Annotated in this window: 21 protein-coding genes; 13 read left to right on the top strand and 8 right to left on the bottom strand. The window is 69.8% G+C overall.

Going from position 1 to position 21,376, the window contains the following annotated elements:
- The first annotated feature begins 72 nt into the window (after positions 1-72).
- Genes QRN16_RS14870 through QRN16_RS14855 form a run of 4 tightly spaced genes read left to right on the top strand, consistent with a single transcriptional unit; the run spans position 73 to position 4,718 of the window.
- Positions 73-1,728 carry a DNA repair helicase XPB gene (locus QRN16_RS14870; protein ID WP_027504240.1) on the top strand — a complete coding sequence of 552 codons (1,656 nt, stop codon included), beginning with the start codon at positions 73-75 and terminating at the stop codon, positions 1,726-1,728.
- Between the two features lies 1 nt (position 1,729).
- The gene (locus tag QRN16_RS14865) at positions 1,730-2,413 is read left to right on the top strand and encodes a DUF3239 domain-containing protein (RefSeq protein ID WP_056446823.1); all 684 of its coding nucleotides are present in this window, start codon (positions 1,730-1,732) and stop codon (positions 2,411-2,413) included.
- 41 nt (positions 2,414-2,454) lie between these two features.
- Positions 2,455-3,672: a pyridoxal phosphate-dependent aminotransferase gene (locus tag QRN16_RS14860; RefSeq protein ID WP_285187848.1), complete on the top strand. Its 1,218-nt coding sequence runs from the start codon at positions 2,455-2,457 to the stop codon at positions 3,670-3,672.
- A complete protein-coding gene (locus tag QRN16_RS14855; RefSeq protein ID WP_056446817.1) occupies positions 3,669-4,718 on the top strand; it encodes an AraC family transcriptional regulator in 1,050 nt (349 codons plus the stop codon). The genes QRN16_RS14860 and QRN16_RS14855 overlap by 4 nt, the downstream gene beginning before the upstream one ends.
- Here the strand turns inward: QRN16_RS14855 and QRN16_RS14850 are convergent.
- Together QRN16_RS14850 and QRN16_RS14845 are read right to left on the bottom strand one after the other, a co-directional pair.
- Entirely contained in the window at positions 4,707-6,296 is a 1,590-nt protein-coding gene (locus QRN16_RS14850) for a GMC family oxidoreductase (RefSeq protein WP_285187845.1), read from the bottom strand. The two genes, QRN16_RS14855 and QRN16_RS14850, sit on opposite strands and share 12 nt — an antisense overlap.
- A gap of 1 nt (position 6,297) precedes the next feature.
- Positions 6,298-8,034, bottom strand: coding sequence for an aldehyde dehydrogenase family protein (locus QRN16_RS14845; protein WP_285187843.1), 1,737 nt, complete (start codon positions 8,032-8,034; stop codon positions 6,298-6,300).
- Positions 8,035-8,160: 126 nt separating this feature from the next.
- Between QRN16_RS14845 and QRN16_RS14840 the strand changes: the two genes are divergently transcribed.
- A complete protein-coding gene (locus tag QRN16_RS14840; protein ID WP_222650984.1) occupies positions 8,161-9,378 on the top strand; it encodes a PucR family transcriptional regulator in 1,218 nt (405 codons plus the stop codon).
- A 50-nt stretch (positions 9,379-9,428) separates the two neighbouring features.
- Complete coding sequence (locus tag QRN16_RS14835) at positions 9,429-10,058, top strand: alpha-ketoglutarate-dependent dioxygenase AlkB (RefSeq protein WP_285187840.1); 630 nt, start codon at positions 9,429-9,431, stop codon at positions 10,056-10,058.
- Here the strand turns inward: QRN16_RS14835 and QRN16_RS14830 are convergent.
- On the bottom strand, positions 10,024-11,100 hold the full coding sequence (locus QRN16_RS14830) for a 3-deoxy-7-phosphoheptulonate synthase (RefSeq protein WP_037183986.1): 1,077 nt from the start codon (positions 11,098-11,100) through the stop codon (positions 10,024-10,026). The two genes, QRN16_RS14835 and QRN16_RS14830, sit on opposite strands and share 35 nt — an antisense overlap.
- Before the next feature lie 244 nt (positions 11,101-11,344).
- Between QRN16_RS14830 and QRN16_RS14825 the strand changes: the two genes are divergently transcribed.
- From QRN16_RS14825 to QRN16_RS14815, 3 genes are all read left to right on the top strand, one after another.
- Positions 11,345-12,139 (top strand): DUF1206 domain-containing protein, encoded by a 795-nt coding sequence (locus QRN16_RS14825; protein ID WP_285187836.1) that lies wholly within the window; start codon positions 11,345-11,347, stop codon positions 12,137-12,139.
- Positions 12,140-12,358: 219 nt separating this feature from the next.
- The gene (locus QRN16_RS14820) at positions 12,359-12,790 is read left to right on the top strand and encodes a MarR family winged helix-turn-helix transcriptional regulator (protein ID WP_285187834.1); all 432 of its coding nucleotides are present in this window, start codon (positions 12,359-12,361) and stop codon (positions 12,788-12,790) included.
- A gap of 31 nt (positions 12,791-12,821) precedes the next feature.
- The gene (locus QRN16_RS14815; RefSeq protein WP_027504250.1) at positions 12,822-13,244 is read left to right on the top strand and encodes an organic hydroperoxide resistance protein; all 423 of its coding nucleotides are present in this window, start codon (positions 12,822-12,824) and stop codon (positions 13,242-13,244) included.
- 4 nt (positions 13,245-13,248) lie between these two features.
- On the opposite strand, the gene QRN16_RS14810 is transcribed toward QRN16_RS14815, so the two are convergent.
- Positions 13,249-14,136, bottom strand: coding sequence for an oxidoreductase (locus QRN16_RS14810; RefSeq protein ID WP_056446802.1), 888 nt, complete (start codon positions 14,134-14,136; stop codon positions 13,249-13,251).
- A 132-nt stretch (positions 14,137-14,268) separates the two neighbouring features.
- Between QRN16_RS14810 and QRN16_RS14805 the strand changes: the two genes are divergently transcribed.
- Positions 14,269-15,117: a pseudouridine synthase gene (locus QRN16_RS14805; RefSeq protein WP_197027734.1), complete on the top strand. Its 849-nt coding sequence runs from the start codon at positions 14,269-14,271 to the stop codon at positions 15,115-15,117.
- Here QRN16_RS14805 and QRN16_RS14800 read toward each other — a convergent pair.
- Positions 15,059-16,153 carry a hypothetical protein gene (locus QRN16_RS14800; protein ID WP_285187828.1) on the bottom strand — a complete coding sequence of 365 codons (1,095 nt, stop codon included), beginning with the start codon at positions 16,151-16,153 and terminating at the stop codon, positions 15,059-15,061. The two genes, QRN16_RS14805 and QRN16_RS14800, sit on opposite strands and share 59 nt — an antisense overlap.
- 70 nt (positions 16,154-16,223) lie before the next feature.
- On the opposite strand from QRN16_RS14800, the gene QRN16_RS14795 reads away from it, so the two are divergent.
- The 3 genes from QRN16_RS14795 to QRN16_RS14785 all read left to right on the top strand — a co-directional run bounded on the left by QRN16_RS14795 (position 16,224) and on the right by QRN16_RS14785 (position 18,192).
- Positions 16,224-16,685, top strand: a complete 462-nt coding sequence (locus QRN16_RS14795) for a hypothetical protein (protein ID WP_285187826.1) — start codon at positions 16,224-16,226, stop codon at positions 16,683-16,685.
- A gap of 81 nt (positions 16,686-16,766) precedes the next feature.
- A complete protein-coding gene (locus QRN16_RS14790) occupies positions 16,767-17,906 on the top strand; it encodes a M4 family metallopeptidase (protein WP_051613070.1) in 1,140 nt (379 codons plus the stop codon).
- A gap of 1 nt (position 17,907) precedes the next feature.
- The gene (locus QRN16_RS14785) at positions 17,908-18,192 is read left to right on the top strand and encodes a protealysin inhibitor emfourin (protein ID WP_285187824.1); all 285 of its coding nucleotides are present in this window, start codon (positions 17,908-17,910) and stop codon (positions 18,190-18,192) included.
- On the opposite strand, the gene QRN16_RS14780 is transcribed toward QRN16_RS14785, so the two are convergent.
- From QRN16_RS14780 to QRN16_RS14770, 3 genes are all read right to left on the bottom strand, one after another.
- Positions 18,131-19,579 (bottom strand): DUF4153 domain-containing protein, encoded by a 1,449-nt coding sequence (locus QRN16_RS14780; protein WP_285187822.1) that lies wholly within the window; start codon positions 19,577-19,579, stop codon positions 18,131-18,133. The genes QRN16_RS14785 and QRN16_RS14780 overlap by 62 nt on opposite strands.
- A gap of 75 nt (positions 19,580-19,654) precedes the next feature.
- Positions 19,655-20,617, bottom strand: coding sequence for a HAMP domain-containing sensor histidine kinase (locus tag QRN16_RS14775; RefSeq protein ID WP_285187820.1), 963 nt, complete (start codon positions 20,615-20,617; stop codon positions 19,655-19,657).
- A complete protein-coding gene (locus QRN16_RS14770) occupies positions 20,614-21,315 on the bottom strand; it encodes a response regulator transcription factor (protein ID WP_056446788.1) in 702 nt (233 codons plus the stop codon). The genes QRN16_RS14775 and QRN16_RS14770 overlap by 4 nt, the downstream gene beginning before the upstream one ends.
- Positions 21,316-21,376: the final 61 nt, after the last annotated feature.

The following is a 21,376-nucleotide window of genomic DNA, read 5'->3' as shown; positions in this document are numbered from 1 at the left end:
CCGCGCCGGTGCAAGGCACAATGGACTGGTTGCGCCCCGGTTCGTCCATGCGGGGCGCGTGAAGGAGAGACCGTGACCGACGGACCGTTGATCGTCCAGTCCGACAAGACCCTGTTGCTCGAGGTCGACCACGAGCTCGCCGGGCAGGCCCGCGCGGCCATCGCTCCGTTCGCCGAGCTGGAACGCGCACCCGAGCACGTCCACACCTACCGCATCACCCCGCTCGCGCTGTGGAACGCGCGCGCCGCGGGCCACGATGCCGAGCAGGTGGTCGACGCCCTCGTGACCTTCTCCCGCTACGCGGTTCCGCAGCCCCTGCTCGTCGACATCGTCGACACGATGGCCCGCTACGGCCGGCTCCAGCTGGTCAAGTCGCCCGTGCACGGACTGTCCCTGGTGAGCCTCGACCGCGCCGTGCTCACCGAGATCATGCGGCACAAGAAGATCGCCCCGATGCTCGGCGCTCAGGTCGACGACGACACCGTGCTCGTCCACCCCAGTGAGCGCGGGCGCCTCAAGCAGATGCTCCTCAAGGTCGGCTGGCCGGCCGAGGATCTGGCCGGATACGTCGACGGCGAGGCGCATCCCATCGATCTGGACTTCTCCGGTGGCCACTGGGAGCTACGCGACTACCAGCAGATGGCGACCGACTCGTTCTGGGCCGGCGGATCCGGTGTGGTCGTCCTCCCCTGTGGTGCCGGCAAGACGATGGTGGGCGCCGCGGCCATGGCCAAGGCCCGCGCGACCACATTGATCCTCGTCACCAACACCGTCGCCGGTCGGCAGTGGAAGCGCGAGCTCATCGCCCGAACCTCTCTGACCGAGGAGGAGATCGGCGAGTACTCCGGCGAGCGCAAGGAGATCCGCCCGGTCACCATCGCGACCTACCAGGTGATCACGCGCCGCACCAAAGGTGAGTACAAGCACCTCGAGCTCTTCGACTCCCGCGACTGGGGCCTGGTGATCTACGACGAGGTGCACCTCCTCCCCGCTCCCGTGTTCCGCATGACAGCCGACCTGCAGTCGCGACGCCGACTCGGACTCACCGCGACGCTGGTGCGCGAGGACGGCCGCGAGGGCGACGTGTTCTCGCTCATCGGCCCCAAGCGTTACGACGCACCGTGGAAGGACATCGAGGCACAGGGCTGGATCGCGCCGGCCGAGTGCATCGAGGTGCGCGTCACTCTGACCGACGCGGAACGCATGTCGTACGCCGTGGCGGAGCCGGAGGAGCGTTACAAGCTGTGCTCCACGGCGCACACGAAGATCGCCGTGGTGAAGTCGATCCTGGCGCGGCACGAGGACTCACCGACGCTCGTCATCGGCGCGTACCTCGACCAGCTCGACGAGCTGGGTGCGGCCCTGGATGCTCCCGTGATCCAGGGCTCGACCAAGAACAAGGAGCGCGAACTGCTCTTCGACGCGTTCCGCCGCGGCGAGATCAAGACCCTCGTGGTGAGCAAGGTCGCCAACTTCTCCATCGACCTCCCCGAAGCCTCGGTGGCCGTGCAGGTCTCGGGCACCTTCGGATCCCGGCAGGAGGAGGCCCAGCGACTGGGCCGACTGCTGCGCCCCAAGCACGACGGTGGGCAGGCGCACTTCTACTCGGTCGTCTCGCGCGACACCCTCGACGCGGAGTACGCGGCTCACCGCCAGCGCTTCCTCGCCGAGCAGGGCTACGCGTATCGCATCACCGACGCCGACGACCTCCTGGGACCGGCGATCTGACGTGCGCACCTTCGACTTCCCCGTGGACCGCGCGCACGCCCGGTCGGTGAACGAGACCCTCGGCGACGTGCGGCGGTTGCGCATCTCGTCCGTCGTCTTCGCCGTGCTCCTCGCGGGCGGCGCGGCCTGGCTGTTCGTCCTCGACCACGCGTGGTCCTACATCCTGTGTGCGGTGCTGGCCGTGGCCGCCCTGATGTCGCTGTGGGTGTCCGTGTGGGCGCCCCGCAAGGTCGGGTCCATCGACGAGCTGTACGCCTCGAGCGCGTTGGTGCCGGCCATGGTGTCGGAGACGCGACCGCGTGGAGCCACGATCCTCGCGCTGATCGACATCGCCAAGCCGGAGACCACCGTCCCGCACTACGCACTCGTCGTCCGGAACGTGCGGGCGCTGCCGGGACACACGATGACCGAGGGCGAGCGCGTCCCCTCCGTGGCCGTGCTGTCCGACCGGAGCGCCAAATCCATCTCGGAGACGTGGCAGATGGTCAGCCCCATGCCCATCGCCTGGGGTACGCGGGACAGGACCGTGCTGCGGACGGCCATCGAGGCCATCGATCCGGTCGAGTGGAAGCTGCTGCGCAAGAACCTGTCCGTGTCGGAGACCGTGCGGCAGGCCGAGAACGATCAGCTCCTCATCGACCCCCACGACCTGCCCGAGGAACTGCTGCAGAAGCGCGCGGACTGACGCGTCGAGGGACTCGTGACTCGAACGCTAGGCTCCCCCTCATGGCTGTGACGTCGAACGACCGCGCATCGAGTCCGGTCGGCCTCCGGCCTTCCCGCACCGTCGCCCGGCTGCGCCCCTTCGCGTCCACCATCTTCGCGGAGATGACCGCGCTGGCGGCCACGCACGACGCCGTCAACCTCGGTCAGGGTTTCCCGGACACCGACGGTCCCGCGCGCATGCTCGAGGTGGCGCGCGAGGCCATCGCGTCCGGCCTCAACCAGTACCCGCCCGGGCCGGGCATGGCGGTGTTGCGCGACGCCGTCGCTCGGGACCGGGCCGGCCGCTACGGCACCGAGTACGACCCGGACTCGGAGATCTTGGTCACCGTCGGGGCCACCGAGGCGATCAGCGCCGCGATGCTCGGCCTCGTCGAGAGCGGTGACGAGGTGCTGCTCGTCGAGCCGTACTACGACTCCTACGCGGCCGCCGTCGCGCTCGCGGGTGCGCAGCGGCGCACCGTCCCCCTCGTCGTCGACGGCGATCGGTTCGCCCTCGACGTCGATGCCCTGCGCTCCGCCGTCGGCCCGCGTACCCGCATGATCGTCGTCAACTCCCCGCACAATCCCACCGGAACCGTGTTCACCGCATCGGAGCTGGCCGCGATCGCCGAGGTCGCGTGCGAGCACGACCTCCTGGTCCTCACCGACGAGGTCTACGAGCGACTGGTCTTCGACGACGCCGTCCACACCCCCATCGCCACACTCCCCGGCATGGCCGAGCGCACCATCACGGTGTCGAGCGCGGCGAAGACGTTCAACGCCACCGGGTGGAAGACGGGGTGGGCCTGCGGACCCGCCGACCTCATCGCCGCGGTGAAGGCGGCCAAGCAGTTCATGACCTTCGTCGGCGGCGCACCCTTCCAGCCGGCGGTGGCCCACGCCCTCGACCACGAGAGCGCCTGGGTGGACGCCCTGCGATCGGGACTGCAGGCCAAGCGGGACACGCTGTCCGCCGCGCTGTCGCATGCCGGGCTGGACGTCAAGCGCAGTGAGGGCACGTACTTCGTCTGCGCCGACATCGCTCCACTGGGCGAGTCCGACGCCGACAGTTTCTGCCGTGCGTTGCCCGAACGCATCGGCGTCGTCGGCGTACCGGTGGACGCGTTCGTCGATCACCGCGAGGGCTGGGACACCCTGGTGCGCTTCGCCTTCTGCAAACAGGATCACGTGCTCGCCGACGCGGCGTCGCGATTGGCCCGATTGTCCGCCACCCCATGACGATCGACACTGCGGCGCCGCCGACCATCTCGGTGGAGTTCGTCCGCACGGCGGTGACCCTCGCGCGGGAGACGGGTGTGGACCTGTCCGCCTGCCTGCGCGAGGCCGACATCGACCCGCACGTCCTCACTCGACCCGGCGCCCGCCTCACCACCGACCAGGTCACGCGCCTCACTCGCGCGCTGTGGCAGATGACGGGCGACGAGCTGATGGGTCTCGGATCGGCTCCGGTGCGCCGCGGCACCTTTCGGGCACTCAGTCTGACGATGATCCACCGCCCCGATCTGGGGAGCGCGCTCGAGCGGATGGTGGACGTCGGTCGCGCCTTTCCCGGCGTCCCGCGCGGTGTGCTGATGCGCGGCGGGGGACGCGCCCGGCTCGAACTCGTCGACTCCCCGACGATGATCGCCGATCAGCTCTCCCCGGAGGCGGCCGAGGCGGCGCAGCGCATCCGCATCGAGTTCCTGCTCATCCTCTGGCACCGCTTCTCTGCGTGGCTCATCGGGCGGCGCGTGAAACTGCTGTCCGTCCAGGTGCCCTTCCCCGAACCGCAGCATCCGTCGCCGCGGGTGTACGACGACATCTTCGGGGTGCACGTGACGTTCGGATCCGACGTCGCGGCACTGGAATTCGACGACGCGATCATGGCGTCACCGCTCGTGCAGACGGAGGAGAGCCTCGAGGAGTACCTCCGCGAGTCGCCCAATCGCCTGTTCTCGGAGCGGGACTACGGCTCCAGCGCGGCGAGTGTGGTGCGGCGCGCCCTCGCACTGGGCGCGATGGGCCGCGCCTCGACCACCACCGACATCGCGACGATGTTGTCCATCAGCGTGCCGCACCTGCGCCGGTTGCTGCGCCAGGAGGGCACGTCACTGGGTCAGCTGCGCGACGAGGTGCTGCGCGACGCGGCGGTCGCCGGGCTCGAACGAGGCGAGACGGCCGAAGAGATCTCCTCGCGTCTCGGCTTCTCCGAACCCAGCGCCTTCCGCCGCGCCTTCAAACGGTGGACCGGGATGACGCCGGGGTCGTACCGCTCACACGCGTGAGGCGAGCACGAACTCCGACAGCTTCTCCCCGATGAGCACCGACGGTGCGTGGGTGTGGCCGCGGATGATCGTCGGCATCACGGACGCGTCGGCCACGCGCAGCCCGTCCACCCCGCGCACCCGCAGCTCCGGATCCACCACCGATGCCGCGTCCGAGCCCATCCGGGCGGTGCCCACCGGGTGGTAGAGGGTGTGGGACATGGTCTCCAGCGACTCGCTCAGCGCTTCATCGAGTGCCTCGCTGTTGCGCAGTACCGGGCGCACCATCTCCCCCAGTCGCGATTTCAGCGGCTCCGTCTGCGCGATGTCGGCGCAGTAGCGCAGCCCGCTGAGCATCGCCGCACGGTCCACACCGCCCGGGTCGGACAGGTAGCGCGGATCCACGATCGCCTTGTCCAACGGTGCGGACGACCGCAACGAGATGCGTCCGCGGCTCTCCGGCTTGAGCAGGATCGACGCCAGGATGGCCGCATGCGAGTCCGCAGGGATGAGACCCTCGTCGAAGAAGGGCGCCGGCGCGAAGAGCAGTTCGATGTCCGGGAGGTCGAGCGAGTCGCGGCTGCGGACGAAGCCGTACGCCTCCGCGACGTTGGAGGTCAGCATGCCGCGTCGACGCGCGAGGTAGTTGATCAGCTCCGGAATCTTCTCCGCGGTGAACAGCGTGTCGGACTGCACCCCGTATCCGAGGGCGGACACCAGGTGGTCCATGAGGTTCTCGCCCACCTCGGGGGCGGCGTGCACCACGTCGATGCCGTGCTCGGCGAGATGCTCCGGCGCACCGATCCCCGACAGCATCAACAACTGCGGGGTGTTGATGGCACCGCCGGACAGGATGACCTCCTTCGAGGCCCGAACCGTGTGCAGCGCACCGTCCTTCGAGTACTCGACACCCACTGCGCGGGTTCCCTCGAAGAGCACGCGCGTGGCCTGCGCCTCCGTCACCACGGTGAGGTTGGGCCGTGACATGGCCGGCCGCAGGTACGCGTCGGCGCAGCTCCACCGGGCGCCGCGCTTCTGGTTGACCATCGTCTCGGTCATGCCCTTGGGCGTGGGGAGATTGGCGCGCTCCGTCGACAAGCCCAGTGCCGCGGCCGAATCGAGGTACGCGCCGGTGATCGACCGGGGACTGCGCTGCTTCGACACGTGCAGCGGTCCGCCGCTGCCCTCGTCGGACTCGGTGGCACCCTCGATGTTCTCGATACGGCGGAAGGTGTCCACCACGCTGTCGAACGACCACCCGGGTCCCGCTGCCTCCGCCCAGTCGTCGTAGTCGGCTGCGAACCCGCGCACCCACATCATGGCGTTCATCGACGAGGAGCCGCCGAGCATGCGCCCACGGGGCCAGAAGATCCGTCGGCCGGCGAGTTCGGCCTGCGGCTCGGTGTCGTAGTCCCAGTCCAGTTCCGAACGGAAGAGCTTCGAGAACCCGGCGGGAATGTGGACGAACTTGTCCTTGTCCTCCGGGCCCGCCTCGAGGACGACGACGTCGGTGTTCGACGCGGCACTGAGCCGATTCGCGACGACGCATCCTGCGGATCCTGCGCCGACGACGACGTAGTCGGTGGAAGTCTCGGTCATGTCAACCTCTCAGAGCGGACGCGAAGATGGCGGGCAGGGCTTTCCAGGACGGAGCCGCAGCGAACGCGGTGAACCGCTTCGCGGTGGTGGCCGCGGTGCGGTTGGTGACGAACCACGGCGGCTTCGGCGACAGGGTGAACTCGCCCTTCAGGATCGAGCGCGGCGCGGGCCGGAAGGGCCCGCGGACGATGGTGCGCTCGGGTCGGTCGATGAGCAGTGCGTTGTGCACGACGCCGATTCCGCTCTGGACGTCGTCGAGCGTGTGGCCCGGGAACGCACCCCAGGTCGCCGCCGCCGTGAGGAAGCCGACGCCGGTCCACGCGTTGAGCGCGATGGTGCCGTAGCGCAGGTCCTCGAGCATCTCGTCGACGGCGGTGCCGAGCGACGACAGCGTGTCGGGATGCGCGATCACGTTGACGCCGAGCGTGCCGACGAACTCCTCGTTCGACATGCGGACGGCCTCGTCCACGAAACGTTGCCCGGTGTACGGGATCTCGATGACACCGAGTACCGGTGCGAAGTACTCGGTGGTGAGCAGAGCGCGATAGCTGTCCGGATCGAGGTCGCTCACGAGGGTGCGGCCGCCGGACGGGCCGAGCGACTCCGCGCCCGGGTAGTCCGCTCGGGCACCGGCGACGCGGGTGGCGCTGCCGGGGTAGTACGGCTCGCGGTCCGGTGCCTCGTGCAGTGCCGTGCGCAGTGCCGCCAGGAACGCGTCGCGCTGCGGCCACTCGGAGGAGATCACCACGACCTGCGCGGCGACGCAGTTGTAGCCGCCGTTGTGCAGCCGCTGGGTCACCACGTGTTCGGCCTGGAACCGGATGTCCGCGTCGGACCACTCGCCCGGGATCACGATGACCGGCGAGACGCCGCCGAGTTCGCTCGAGATGGGCACGTCGAGCAACGGGGTGTTGGCCTTCCTGCGCTCGGCACCCTCCTCGCCGGTGCCGAAGACGATGGCGTCGTGCGTGATCGAGCTGCCCGTCATGTGCACGTGCGCCACGGCGTCGTGGTGCACGAGGTACGAGCCGACGTCCGGGCCACCGGTGAGGATGCGCACCGCGCCCAGCTCGACCAAGGGAGCGAAGACGGCGCGGAGCACCGGCTCCATCGGATCCGTCACCGGGTTGAGCTTCAGCGCGACGACGCGGTTGTGAGCGACCAGTTCGTAGAGCGTGTCGAGCGGGGCGATGGACGTGATGTTGCCGGCGCCGAGCACCGCACCGACGCCGCCGGTCTCGGTCGGATTCCGTTGCGCGAGTCCGGCGTCACGGCGCGCGGTGTCCGCGTCGACACCCGGTTCGAGCCACACCTCGGCGGAGAACCCGTTGAGCAGCAGCGTGTCGAAGATGTTCGACGGCAGCACCTGCACGGTGGTGCGCCCGCCCGGACCCGAGCCGATCCGGGCGTCCGCGAGCGGGCTCTTCCCCACGGCGAGCTGCCGCAGACTCTGCGCGAGCACGTGGCACGCGGTGACGACGGAGTACGGCCCGGAGAGCCATTCCTCACCGAGGAGTGCGGAGGCCGCGGGCAGCTTCTTGAATCGAGCGGCCGCATCGACCCACTCCTGCGCCTTCGACGCCGTGAGGGCCGCGACCCGGTCGAGAAGGTCCGCGCGGTCGCCGAGCGAGGCACGTGCCCATGCGGCCTCGCCCTGTTCGAGGTCGCGGAGAGCCGCGTCGACCTCGGGAAAGGCGGATGCGCCGGTGGTACTCGGGGTGAGTTCGCCTGTGGTCATACCGTTGATTGTGACCTGTACTACATCGGGTGGCCATAGGCGGACGTCGGCAGCTCACGCGCCCGGTTTGTGCCGAGGCACAGCCGCCCTGTGGTGTCCGTCACCGGACAGCCGTACGGTGGAGTGATGTCGACGCCCGTGGCCGTCCGCCGCTCCGCACCGGAACCGCTCACCTCGCAGGGTCTCGCCGCGCTGCTGGGAGAGCACGTCGGCGAGCTCAGCGAGCGACTCGTCCTCGACATCCTGGTCGCCGAGCACTCGTACCTCGAGGCCACGTCGCTCACGCGGGACGAGCTCGCCACGGTGTGCACCGGCAATCTTCGGTCCATGCTCGACGCTCTGACCACGGGCGCGAGCGGCGACCTGGAACCCGCACGCGCGGCCGGCCGGATCAAGGCCGAGAACGCGGTGCCGCTGGCGGCGTTGCTGCACGCGTTCCGCCTCGGTGGTCGTCTGATCTGGGCCGAGCTCACCGCGGCGGCCGCGGGCCGGGCTCCGGAGGTGCTGCTCGCGATGGCCACCGAGGTGTGGGCGTTGGTGGACACCTACTCCGACGCGGCCGCGGAGGCGTATCGCGACGCCGCGGACCGGCTCGCCCTCGACGACGCCGATGCGCGCCGCATGGTGCTCCGCGCTCTGTTCGACGAGACCGCTTCGGATCCCGCTGCCGTGCAGGACGCCCTGCGGGCCTTCCGCATCCCGGACGCGGGCCACTTCGCCGTCGTGTCCGCCGAGACCACCGTCGACCGGGGTGCCACTCCGGGCAGCGCGCGCGAGAGCATCCTGCCGCTCGGTGTCGAGTCGGTGTGGGACACCGATGCGGACGGTCACCTGGGACTGCTGGTCGCCTCCGCGCCGGCGGTGCTCGACGACGCGGTGGACACCCTGGGCCGGCTCTACGGCACCCGACTGGGTGTCGGCACGTACTACGAGCGGTCGCTGTCCACCCCGACGGCGGTGGCGCAGGCCCGGACGGCTCGTCGCTGCGCACCGCCGGGGAGCGCGCGCATCAGTCGCTACGACGCGTGTCCGGTTCCGCTGCTGCTGGTCTCGACTCCCGACGCCGCCGCGCGGGCCGCCCGGCAGATCCTGGGTCCGCTCGCCGTGGCCGAGGGCCCGCACCGCCTCGCGGACCGGGACAGCCTGCTCGAGACGCTCGACGCGTGGTTCGCGGCCGCCGGTTCCACCACCGCGGCGGCCGACCGCTTGCACTACCACCGCAACACTGTGCTCTACCGGCTCCGCCGTATCCACGACCTCACGGGCCGTGATCACACGAACCCGGTGGACGCCGCCGAACTGTACGTCGGTCTGCGCGCAGCGGAGCTGGCCCGCGTTCGCTGACGACGGCCGCGTAGGAACATACGTTCGAACGACCGCGCTACGATGGCCCCGTGACCTACGCACTCCAGGCGTCCCTGTTCGACGACGGCGCGGACGGACCGTCGCTCGGCTCCCTCGCGTCCGTCCGCCGGACGGTGTTGACCGACGGCGCGTGGATCGACGTGCTGCCGAACTGGGTGAGCGGCTCGGACTCCGTCTTCGACCGGCTGGTGGACGAGGTTCCGTGGCGGTCGGAACGCCGACCGATGTACGACCGCGTCGTCGACGTCCCGCGCCTGGTCTCCTTCTTCCCCGATCCCGAGCGGCTGCCCGCCCCCGTCCTGGTCGATGCCGGTCGACAGCTGAGTGAGCACTACCGGGCCGAACTGGGCGAGGACTTCGCCACGGCCGGACTCTGCTTCTACCGCGACGGCAAGGACAGCGTCGCCTGGCACGGCGACGACCTCGGACGCGGAGCGCGCGAGGACACCATGGTCGCCATCGTGTCCCTCGGCGCCGCACGGCCGCTGTTGCTGCGACCGCGCGGCGGCGGTCCCTCGGTGAGACACACTCTGGGACACGGTGATCTGATCGTCATGGGCGGGTCCTGCCAGCGGACCTGGGAGCACTGCGTGCCCAAGAGCACACGCGCCACGGGGCCCCGGATCAGCGTCCAGTTCCGACCGCACGGCGTGCGCTGACGGCGTCGGCCAGCGCCCGCACGGCGCGTTCGGTGTCCGCCCACCCGAGGCAGGCATCGGTGATCGACTGGCCGTAGGTGAGCGGCTCCCCCAACGTGCCGAGGTCCTGACGGCCCTCGACGAGGAAGCTCTCCACCATCACCCCCACGACGCCGCGGTCGCCGCCGGCGATCCGGTCGGCGAGGTCGCCCAGCACGTCGAGCTGGCGTCGGTGGTTCTTGGCACTGTTGCCGTGGCTGACGTCCACCACCACCCGCGGGTCCGCGCCCGAGCGCCGGAGCCGCTCCCCAGCGTCGGTCACCGAAGCCGCGTCGTAGTTCGGGCCGGAGGACCCACCCCGGAGGATGACGTGGGCGTCCTCGTTGCCCGTCGTGCGCACGGCGGCCAGTCGGCCGTCGTCGTCGACCCCGGCGTACACGTGCGGCGACCTCGCCGAGCGCACCCCGTCGACGGCCACCTGCACGTCGCCGTCCGTTCCGTTCTTGATGCCCACCGGCATCGGCAGACCGCTGACCATCTGGCGGTGAACCTGCGACGACGCGGTGCGGGCACCGATCGCCCCGTACGTCACCAGGTCCGAGAGATGGCCGGACAGAGCAGGATCGAGGAACTCCGTCGCCGTGGGCAGGCCGCCGTCGACGATGGCGGCCAGAATGCGCCGCGCCGCCCGGAGCCCGGCGTCGAGATCGTCCGAGCCGTCGAGGCCGGGGTCGCTGAGCAGACCCTTCCAGCCCACCGACGTCCGCGGCTTCTCGAAGTAGACCCGCATGATCACCTGGAGTCGATCCCCCACCTCGTCGGCCAGGACGGCCAGCCGGCGGGCGTAGTCCAGTGCCGCGATCGGGTCGTGCACGGAGCACGGGCCCACCACGACGGCCACGCGGTCGTCGGCTCCGGTCAGGATGGCGCGCAGGGCGTCACGGCTGTCGGCGACGCGGAGAGCCGCGTCGGCGGATGCGGGTTCCGCGTCCCGCAGCGCACGCGGCGAGACGAGCGGACCTGTCCGCGACAGGTCGGGAAGAGTGTCGAGTGCGAGAGTCACGATGAGTCCTCGGGGCGGTCGGGTGAGACGTCACGACCGGGACACGCATTCCACGCGAGCCGGTCCTGCCGGCTCGTCGGGTGGAGTGGGTCAGCGCATGGTTCCGCTGACCGGACCACCGAGGGCCGGCCTGCTGAACCAAAAATATGCTCGCTGCACACAGGCACTGTAGCGCACGGCCGTACCGACGCACCCGGGCGGCGGAAGCGGACATTCTCCTCCCTTGACGTGGGACCATGGTCCGATGGCGATCGACACCTCTCGCGGGGACCGCATCCAGAACAGCACGGCGTTCGAGAGAGCCGCCCGCGCAGGGCATCTCGTGAGCGGAGTGCTGCACCTCCTGATCGGATACATCGCGGTGCGGCTCGCCTTCGGACAGGGCGGCGACGCCGACCAGTCCGGCGCGCTGGGCGAGCTGGCCTCCAAGCCCGGCGGTGCCGTCATGCTGTGGATCGCCGTCGTCGCCTTCCTGGCCCTCGCCGCGTGGCGCATTCTCGAGGCGGTGGTGGGTAAGAAGACCGAGGCCGATTCCGGCAGTGCGACCGATCGACTCAAGGCCGGTGCACTCGCCGTCGTGTACCTCGCATTCGCCTGGTCCGCGCTGAACTTCGCTCGCGGTGCCGGGCAGTCGACGGGTCAGCAGAACGCCGGGCTCACCGCCCGCCTCATGGAGTCGACGATCGGCAAGGTCGTTCTCGTCGTGGCCGCGGCCGTCATCATCGGCGTCGGCGCTTATCACGTGTACAAGGGCATCTCCACGAAGTTCGAGAAGGACCTCGATGGTCACGTCGGGCGTCCGGTCCGGGTCATCGGCGTGGTCGGATACACCGCCAAGGGCCTCGCCCTCGTCGGTGTCGGTGTCCTGGTGGCCGCCGCCGTGCTGACCGCGGATCCCGGCAAGGCGACGGGTCTCGACGGAGCCGTCAAGACCCTGGGGGCGCAGCCGTTCGGACAGATCCTGCTCGTCCTCGCCGGAGTCGGCATCGCCCTCTACGGCGTCTACGCCGTCGTGATGGCCCGGCACGCCCGGATGTGAGGCGTCGATGTCGTGACACCGACAAACCCATCGGTGCCCATGACGCCGCTCCGACCCGCGCCCGCCGCCTCGCAGCCGCGTGACGACGCCTACCCCGGCGTTCTCCGCACTCTTGCGATGTTCCTGTTCGCACGCTGACGTCCGCCTCGATCGCTTCGACGGACAATTGTCTCGAGCAAAAGGTTGTGCACAATTCAATTGTGCGCTACGTTCGGTCTTGTGAACGACGCGCTGACACTGGACAAGCAACTCTGCTTCGCCCTGTACTCGGCGTCGCGGGCCACCACCGCGGTCTACCGGCCCCTGCTGGACGACCTGGGCATCACCTACCCGCAGTACCTGGTGATGCTCGTGCTGTGGGAGCGGGACGGACTCAGCGTCTCGGAACTGGGCGATCGACTCGGCCTGGATTCCGGAACACTGTCCCCCCTGCTCAAGCGCATCGAGACACTGTCGCTCGTCACCCGCGAACGCTCAGCGGAGGACGAACGACGCGTCGAGATCCGGCTGACGGACACGGGCCGCGCCCTGCGTTCCGCGGCCGCGCACGTTCCCGAGTGCATCTTCACCGCGACCGGCCTCACCGAAGACGAGGCGACCACGCTGATCGCGCTCGTCCGCAAGACCACCGCGTCGCTTCGTTCCGCCTGACCCGTCCATCCCCACCACGAGAGGTTCACCCATGAAGACGCTGTACACCGCAGAGGCACTGGCCACCGGCGACGGACGCAACGGCCACGGCCGCACCACCGACGGCAAGGTCGACGTCGACCTCGCCGCCCCCACCGAGATGGGCGGCAGCGGCAACGGAACCAACCCGGAGCAGCTCTTCGCCGTCGGCTACGCAGCGTGCTACCACTCCGCTCTGCGCCTCGTCGCCGGCCAGCAGAAGGCCGACGTCACCGACTCCTCCGTCGGCGCGAAGGTCAGCATCGGCCCGAACGACGCCGGCGGCTTCGAGCTCGCCGTGGTCCTCGAGGTGACCCTCCCCAACCTCGATCACGACACGGCGCAGGCCCTCGCGGACAAGGCCCACGAGGTCTGCCCCTACAGCAACGCGACCCGCGGCAACATCGACGTGCAGATCACCGTCAGCGACGACTGACCGTTCAGATCGGGTAGGTGACGCCCGTGAGCTCGACCGACCTGGTCCAGAGCTCACGGGCTTTCGCCTCGTCACGCGAGGCCTTGTTCGATCCGACCTTCTTCGGGTGCCCGCTCAGCTCCTGGAACCCGTCCGGTCCGAAGTAGCCGCCGGACTGCAGCCCCGGCGCCGTCGCGGCGTAGAGCTCCGGCAGGCTTCCCATGTAGGCCGACTGGGCGAAGACCCGGCCGAGTGACATGAACGCGTCCTGCACACTCTCCGTCCGACCCATCAACTCGGTACTCGAGTAACCGGGATGCGCCGCCAGCGAGAGCACGGGTGACCCCGCCGCACGCAGTCGGCGATCCAGCTCGTACGCGAACAGCAGGTTCGACAGCTTCGACTGCCCGTAGGCACCCCACCGGCTGTAGCGACGCTTCTCGTAGTTGAGGTCCGACAGCTTCAGTCCCGGTACCTGGTGCATGAAACTCGACATGGTGACCACGCGGTCGGTGATCCTGTCCAGCAGGAGGCCGGTCAGCGCGAAATGCCCGAGATGGTTCGTGCCGAACTGCATCTCGAAACCGTCGGCGGTCCGCTTCAGCGGCAGTGCCATGACGCCGGCGTTGTTGATCAGTACGTCCACGGTGGGCGTGTCGTCGGCGAACTCCCGCACCGAGCTCAGATCCGCGAGGTCGAGTCGACGCACCTCGGCGCGCTCACCGATCTCGTCCGCGATCGGCTTCGCCTTCTCCACGGTCCGGCAGGCCAGCACCACCGTCGCGCCCGCGCGACCGAGTGCCTTCGCGGCCTCGGCGCCGAGCCCGCTGTTGGCTCCCGTGACCACGAAGGTCCGGCCGGACTGATCCGGTACGTCGGTCTCGACCCACTTGTGTGCAGACTTCTGTGCCATGCGATTCCCCCCTGAGACTTCTCTCGGCCGCTCGCCGCGGCCGACCGCGTTCGAGGGTACCGGCGCACTACGCTCGATCCGGTGCCCGCACCGCTGCCGATCCGAGACGGTCTCAATCCGACGCGGATCCGCATGCCGGACGCGCCGGCAGAGCACAGGACCATAGTCGAGTACCTCGTCGCACGCTTTCCGCGCGATGCGGAGGCCCTGCGCGCGAAGGTGACGGACGGCGAGGTCGTCGATGCCGCAGGACGGCCCGTGCTGGTCGACACTCCCCTGGTCCCCCGCGCCGACGTCTACCTGTACCGGGATCCGCCCGTGGAACCCGAGGTGCCGTTCACCGCCCCGATCCTGTACCGAGACGATGCGATCGTGGTGGTGGACAAGCCGCACTTCCTGGCTACGACACCACGGGGGCGCTTCGTCGTGCAGACCGCCCTGACCCGGCTGCGACGCGAACTGGGAAACGACGCACTGTCCCCGGCGCACCGCCTCGATCGCCTCACCGCGGGCGTGCTCGTCTTCACCGCACGACAGGACGTCCGCCGCGCATATCAGGAGATGTTCCGGGAGCGCAGCATGGTCAAGGTCTACGAAGCGGTGGCCCCCGACTCGCCGATCTCGTTCCCGCACACCGTGATCAGCCGCATCGTCAAGGACCGTGGATCACTGCAGGCGACCGAGGTGCCGGGTGAGCCGAACAGCGAGACCGTGATCGAGAAGGTGCGCACGGTGGGCGACCTGGCGCTCTACCGCCTGCATCCGCGCACGGGCAAGACCCATCAACTACGCGTGCACATGGCCTCTCTCGGCCTGCCCATAGTCGGCGACTCGCTGTATCCCGTGCCGCGCGAGGTCGCCGTCGACGACTACCGGGATCCACTGCGACTGCTGGCGCGGAGCATCGAGTTCACCGACCCGCTCACAGGCGCACCGCGGCACTTCGCGTCGCAGCGGACCCTCGCGCTGTCTCCACCGTGATCCGGTGCGAGATCGCGGCGAGCGTCAACAGTCCGATCGCGAGGTTGGTCAGGGCGGCGAAGCCCGTCTCGGCGAAGTCGACGAGCGCACCGAGCAACGCGTAGATCAGGGCCGCCGACCGGAGTCGGTGCAGAGGCCAGAGGGACGCGGTGCGCCGCCGTGCGATCAGCGACGGGAGCCCGAGGGCGACCGTGACGCACGCCGTCACCCACAGGATGCCGCCCGAGATGGTCATCCGGTCGAGGGTGACATCGAGGTCGTCGCGCTCGATGACCAGACCGCCCGTGGCCAGTTGCGCGATGCCCGCCACGACCGTCGCGGACGCGGTGACCACCATGAGCCAGGACAACGCGATCGCCCAGCGCGTACTGGTCACGAACGACGGGACGGCGCGCGAGAACCACGCCCGCCGACTCGTCGGCCGGGACGGTGCCGGAACGCACCGACTCAGCAGGGTGTCGATGCTCGCGACGAGCTCGGGATCGGCTCCCGTCGTCCGCGCTCGGTCGAGCAGTTCGCGGGCCAGCTCCCGGCGCGATCCCGGTACCCCACCGACGAGTCCTTCCGACGCGATGGCGGCAGCGTTCGCGAGGCATTCCCGTGGCGTCGGTTCGCGGACGTCGCGGACGGTTCGTCCGAGCACCAGGACCAGAACCACCGTCACGTACATGATCTCGGCGGACGGGCCGTAGAAGTAGTCGTTGTCCTTCGTCACGAACTTCCCGACCTCGTCCAGGAACAGACCGAAGCCGACGCCGCCCAGCAGCACGGCCGACGAGCGCGCTCCGAAGCCGAGGAACAGCCATCCGACGACGAGCGCCGTCATCATCAGCGCACCGCCCCACAGTGCGTGGGCGATGTGCAGGCTTCCACCGCCCACCTGCGGATAGTCGGTGAGTTCGAGGTAGGCGCGGGTGAGCAGGATGGTCGCGACCGCGGCGATGACGAACGACTCCACGGACGACGTCCCGTCGGCACTGCGCACGATCGGCGTCCGCACCCGCCGCGCACCCGCACCCCGCTGCATGATGGCCATCGTCGATCATGGTCATTCACAGGCCTCTTTCGCGGTGGAATGCGACGGTACGCCCGGTAAAGTTCGTCCGATGAGACTCCTTCCCGCCACGCTCGCCGCTGCCGCCACCCTCGCCCTGGTCCTGGGTGGATGCAGCTCCGAGGATCAGCAGTCCGCACAGGACACCGCGAACAACGCCGCGGAATCGGTGGGCGACGCAGCTCAGGGCGCACTCAGCTCTGCACAGTCGGCCGCACCCGGCATCCAGTCGAGCGCCGGCAGCCTGGCCGACGATGCCGGCAACATGTTCGACGACGCCAAGCGCGCGACCTTCGTCGCCGCCTACAAGGCGCAGTTCTCCGCGCTCTCCGAGGGAAAGTCCGACGAGGACATCGAATCGCTGCTCGGCAGCATCTGCCAGCAGATCACCGACGGCAAGGAGAAGGACGCCGTGGTCACCGACATCCGGTCGCAGGCCACCAACAACGGCAACGAGCCCGGTGTCGACGAGGCCGGTCGCATCTACGACCAGGCGAAGGTCGCCTGCCCCTGACCGCACGAGCTCCGCGAGGTGCGCGGGCTGTCGGTGATCGGGGTTAGCGTGGCGATCGTTCCCCTTCGGAAGGATCTCATCGTGGCCACCCCCGACCTCTCGCGCACCACGCCCTGCTGCCAGGGCGTCGTTCCTCCCTACCTTCTGCAGCGCCTCGCGTCGGCCCCCGCGGAACGCAGTGCCCGCCTGGACACCGCCCCGTCCGTCGCGAGCCGCACGCTGGAACTCGACGACGAGATGCGGCGCCGACGCGATTCGACGCGGTCCACCGTGTCGCCCACCGCTCCCCGCGGCGCCGTCGCGGATCGGCTGCAGCGCACCATCGCCGACGCGAAGAACACGCAGACTCTGCCCGGCGACGTCGTGCGCACCGAGGGCGGCGAACCTGTCGGCGATCCGGCGGCGGACGAGAGCTACGACGGCCTCGGCGTCACCCACGCCCTGTTCGCCGAGGTCTACGGATGGTCCAGCCTCGATGGGCAGGGGCTGCCGCTCGACGCCACGGTGCACTACGGCGAGCAGTACGACAACGCGTTCTGGGACGGCACCCGCATGGTGTTCGGCGACGGTGACGGCGAGGTGTTCACCCGCTTCACCGTGTCGCTGTCCGTCATCGCGCACGAGTTGGCTCACGGTTTCACGCAGTACACCTCACAGCTCGAGTACGCGGGACAGTCCGGCGCCCTCAACGAGTCGGTGTCCGACGTGTTCGGCGTCCTCGCAGAACAGCGCTCGCGTGGGCAGAACGCCGAGGACGCGTCCTGGCTCGTCGGCGAGGGGCTCTTCCTCCCCGACGTGCAGGGCAGCGCCCTCCGCTCGATGCTGGCACCCGGTACCGCGTACGACGACGACGTCCTCGGCAAGGACCCCCAGCCCGCGGACATGGCGGGATACGTCGAGACCACCGAGGACAACGGCGGGGTGCACATCAACTCCGGCATCCCCAACCGCGCGTTCGCCGAGGCCGCCGTCGCGCTCGGCGGGCCGGCCTGGGATCGTCTCGGACAGGTCTGGTTCGACGCTCTCACGTCCGGCAGCCTGACGCCGACCGCCGATTTCGCCGCCTTCTCCGCGGCGACGGTCGCGGCCGCATCGGCGCGGTACGGAACCGGGTCCGACGTTCACCGCGCCGTGGTCGGCGGGTGGACTACCGTGGGCCTCGAGCCGGCCGGGACGGGATCCGCGTCCGATGCGGCGGACGAGGCGAGCAAGAGGACGTGACATGGTCATCGTGGTGGTACGCAGCGGCGGCGTGGCCGGGACGACCCGCCGCGGCAGCGTCGACACCACGGCCCTCGGCGACACGGCACCCGAGTGGGAGCAGCTGGTCACTCGCGCGCTCCCCCTGTTGAACGGCCTGCCCGAGTCGTCGTCCCTCGCCCGCGACACCTTCCGGTGGCGACTCGAGATCGGCGAGCACTCGTGTGAGACCGGCGATTCGGCACTCACCGGCCCGCTTCGCGAGCTGGCAGAGCGCACTCTGCGAGAGGGTCGCTCGCCGCGATGACGGCGGCCTCACGGCGTGCGATGTTCGCGTTCCACCACGGGTCGCTCCCGGGCTCGTCGAGGATGCAGTCGCGCAGCGTGGGCGGCAGGGTCGACACGGCGGGCACCGCGTCCGCCGAGAGCGTGCCGAGATAGTCGACGTCGATCAGTCCGGTCCGCTCGTAGCGCTCGACTGCCCGCTCCGCGACCAGCGCATCGACGTTCACCGCCGCCATCACCAGCACGCCCAGCGCCGCCGTGCCGACGATCACCGCGGGCAGTAGGCGCGCGGACCAGCGCGCACCGGCGACGATGACGGCGAGCACGACGACGCCCAACCACACCTCGACGGCCATGACCCCGACTCGCAGCCGAGTGAGACCGAACTGTTGCTCGTACAACGACATTCGGTACACCGCCGACCAGACGACCACCAGCGTCAGCACACACAGCGACCCGAAGGCGATGCGCGCGAGCACCCGGTCGCGCCGCACCTCGGCGTCGACCTTGCGTACCTGCACGGCGACCACGACGAGCACGCCGACTGTCACCGTGATCAGCTGCCAGAATCCCGATCGGGCGTGGTCCGCGAAGGTCAGGTCGTCCGTCGTCATCACGTGGTCGTGTCCGCCGAACAACGTGGCTGCCTGCACCACCACGAACGCAGCGAACACGACGACGAGCGCGCAGACCGGCACCGCCCACTCCCACACCGGTCGTCGTCGACCAGCGCCGGGAGCGAGCGCATCGAGTGCCATCGCGTGACGCTTCGCGTGGGCGACACCCAGAATCCACAGCGCGACGCACAGAGCCACGACCGGCCCCAGCGGGTCGACGTCGACGGACACGGTCGGGATCACCGCGTCGACGAGCGAGGCGAAGCGATCGTCGGCACCCGCGAACAGCAGCGTGAACACGGTGACCAGCAGGGCCGTGCTCACCACGACGCGCAGCGTGCGTACCGCGGACCCCCGAGACGGGAGCGTCACCAGTGCGGCACCGGTTCCGAGCGAGCGGAGCACGGCTCCCTGCACCACGACGGGCACGATCGGCGCGAGCACCGTGGCGGTGAACGTCGTCGATCTCGTGGTCGACAGAGCCACACACCACACGGCCAGTCCGACGGACGACGCTGCGAGCCATCCCGAATCGCGGACGAACGGGACCAGCAGCAGCGCGAACGCGGCGCCGATCCATGCCACGGACCAGCGCGACCGGTCCGGCAGTCGAGCGGCGAGGACGGCAGCGACGCCGACGGCGAGGTAGGCCACCGACGGCCGGTCGGTCAGTATCGCGCCGGCGACCACCCCGACCGCTGCGGCGGAACCCACGGCCCAGCGACGCGGAGACTCGGTGACGGTGCGGACCGGCGACTGCGCCGCCGGATCGGGAAGAAGATCGGTGGTCATCGTGAACCTCTTTCGGGCAGGGGTGATCGCGCGAGCACCGGATGCGGTGTCACGTGCCGAGTGCGGACGGTGGGGTCAGACAGGAAGGGTGAGCCGGAAGCAACACCCGGCGCCGACGTCGACCACATCGAGTGTGCCGCCGTGCAACTCGGCGGCCCATCGAGCGATGGCGAGCCCGATGCCGGTACCGCCGTCGGTCGACCCGCCGCGGACGAACCGGTCGAAGACCCGAGCGCGGTCGGCCGGCGCGATCCCGTCGCCCTCGTCGATCACGTCGATGCGCACCGTGTCGTCCCCCACCACGGCCGACACGGCCACTGCACCGTCGGGCGGACCGTGGCGCACGGCGTTCTCGACCAGATTGGCCATCACCTGCCGTACCCGTTCCTCGTCGGCGATCACCGTCGCACCGGGAGGCTCGACGGACACCGAGAACCGGGTCGCCGTGCTCTGGGTGACCACGCTGGTCAGGAACTGACGGAGGTCGAACGTGCTGCGCGACAGACCGAGTGCGCCACCCTCGAGCTTCGAGAGATCCAGGAGGTCGTCGACGAGCCGAGCCAGACGTTCGGTCTGCTCCAGGGCGACTCCCACCGTCGCCGGGGTCGCCTCCTGCACCCCGTCGGCGATGTTCTCGAGCACGGCCTGCAGCGACGCGATCGGTGTCCGGAGTTCGTGCGAGACGTTGCCGATCAGCTCCCGACGGTAGCGGTCGGCCTCTGCGAGGTCTGCCGACATCGTGTTGAACGCGACGGCCAGCTGGCCGATCTCGTCCCGCGACGTGGCCCGGACCCGGTGCGTGTAGTCCCCGTTCGCCATCGCTCGCGAGGCTGCGGTCATCTCGCGCAGCGGCGAGGTCATCCCGTGCGCGACGATCTGCGTGACCACCAGCGCCACGACGAGTGCGAGCAGCAGCGCGTACCGGAACGGCTGCTGGGCCGCGAGCCAGAAGGTGCCCGACGCCGCGAACAGCGCGATCACCACCACCATGCCGGTCTTGACCTTGAACGAGCGCAGCGAGTCGAGAGGGCGGATCATCCGCGTGCCCGGAACGCGTACCCGACGCCGTGGACGGTGCGCACGACGTCGGACCCCAGCTTGCGCCGCAACGCCTTGACGTGGCTGTCGACCGTGCGGGACGGCACCGACGTCATGGAGTCGTCGCGCGACCACCCCCACACGTCCGACAGCAGTCGATCTCGCGCGAAGGCCGCGCCCGGCCGCCGGGCGAGGAACAGCAGCAGATCGAATTCCGTGCGTGTCAGGTGGACCTCCTCGCCGTCACGGAAGACCCGCCGCGCGTGCTCGTCGACCCGCACGTCGTCGAACTCGTGCACGACGGTCGGCGTCGGCGCGGGATGGCGTTCCACCCGGCGCAGCAGTGCGTGCACGCGGGCCACCAGGGTGCGCATCGAGAACGGCTTGGACATGTAGTCGTCCGCACCCACCCCGAGGCCCACCAGCTGGTCCGTCTCGTCCGACCGCGCCGTGAGCATGAGGACGGCGACGGCGCCCTCGGGGCGGGACTGGATGCGTCGGCACACCTCGAGACCGTCGAACCCGGGCAGCATCACGTCGAGGACCACCAGGTCGGGGTTCGTGCGGGCCACCGTCTCCACGGCGGCCGGTCCGGTCGACGCGAGGTCGACGTCGAAGCCCTCGGACCGCAGCCGTGCCGCGATCGCGTCGGCCAGGGCCCGTTCGTCCTCGACCACCAGAATTCGTCGTCGATCCATGAAACAGACCGTAACGGCACCATGTGCGGGTCTCGGGGACACGTTGTGAAGATTCCGTGGA

Source organism: Rhodococcus sp. MEB041, assembly GCF_030208955.1.
In the GTDB taxonomy this organism is placed as follows: Bacteria; Actinomycetota; Actinomycetes; order Mycobacteriales; family Mycobacteriaceae; genus Rhodococcoides.
Note: the sequence above shows the minus strand (reverse complement) of the source record. Positions and strands in the feature narration are given on the sequence as shown.

Bases quoted from the DNA above. Each gene is read 5' to 3' on its own strand.
- QRN16_RS14860 (WP_285187848.1), top strand. From the start codon at position 2,455: ATGGCTGTGACGTCGAACGACCGCGCATCGAGTCCGGTCGGCCTCCGG.
- QRN16_RS14855 (WP_056446817.1), top strand. From the start codon at position 3,669: ATGACGATCGACACTGCGGCGCCGCCGACCATCTCGGTGGAGTTCGTC.
- QRN16_RS14850 (WP_285187845.1), bottom strand. From the start codon at position 6,296: ATGACCGAGACTTCCACCGACTACGTCGTCGTCGGCGCAGGATCCGCA.
- QRN16_RS14845 (WP_285187843.1), bottom strand. From the start codon at position 8,034: ATGACCACAGGCGAACTCACCCCGAGTACCACCGGCGCATCCGCCTTT.
- QRN16_RS14840 (WP_222650984.1), top strand. From the start codon at position 8,161: ATGTCGACGCCCGTGGCCGTCCGCCGCTCCGCACCGGAACCGCTCACC.
- QRN16_RS14825 (WP_285187836.1), top strand. From the start codon at position 11,345: ATGGCGATCGACACCTCTCGCGGGGACCGCATCCAGAACAGCACGGCG.
- QRN16_RS14815 (WP_027504250.1), top strand. From the start codon at position 12,822: ATGAAGACGCTGTACACCGCAGAGGCACTGGCCACCGGCGACGGACGC.
- QRN16_RS14810 (WP_056446802.1), bottom strand. From the start codon at position 14,136: ATGGCACAGAAGTCTGCACACAAGTGGGTCGAGACCGACGTACCGGAT.
- QRN16_RS14805 (WP_197027734.1), top strand. From the start codon at position 14,269: ATGCCGGACGCGCCGGCAGAGCACAGGACCATAGTCGAGTACCTCGTC.
- QRN16_RS14800 (WP_285187828.1), bottom strand. From the start codon at position 16,153: ATGGCCATCATGCAGCGGGGTGCGGGTGCGCGGCGGGTGCGGACGCCG.
- QRN16_RS14795 (WP_285187826.1), top strand. From the start codon at position 16,224: ATGAGACTCCTTCCCGCCACGCTCGCCGCTGCCGCCACCCTCGCCCTG.
- QRN16_RS14785 (WP_285187824.1), top strand. From the start codon at position 17,908: ATGGTCATCGTGGTGGTACGCAGCGGCGGCGTGGCCGGGACGACCCGC.
- QRN16_RS14780 (WP_285187822.1), bottom strand. From the start codon at position 19,579: ATGACCACCGATCTTCTTCCCGATCCGGCGGCGCAGTCGCCGGTCCGC.
- QRN16_RS14775 (WP_285187820.1), bottom strand. From the start codon at position 20,617: ATGATCCGCCCTCTCGACTCGCTGCGCTCGTTCAAGGTCAAGACCGGC.
- QRN16_RS14770 (WP_056446788.1), bottom strand. From the start codon at position 21,315: ATGGATCGACGACGAATTCTGGTGGTCGAGGACGAACGGGCCCTGGCC.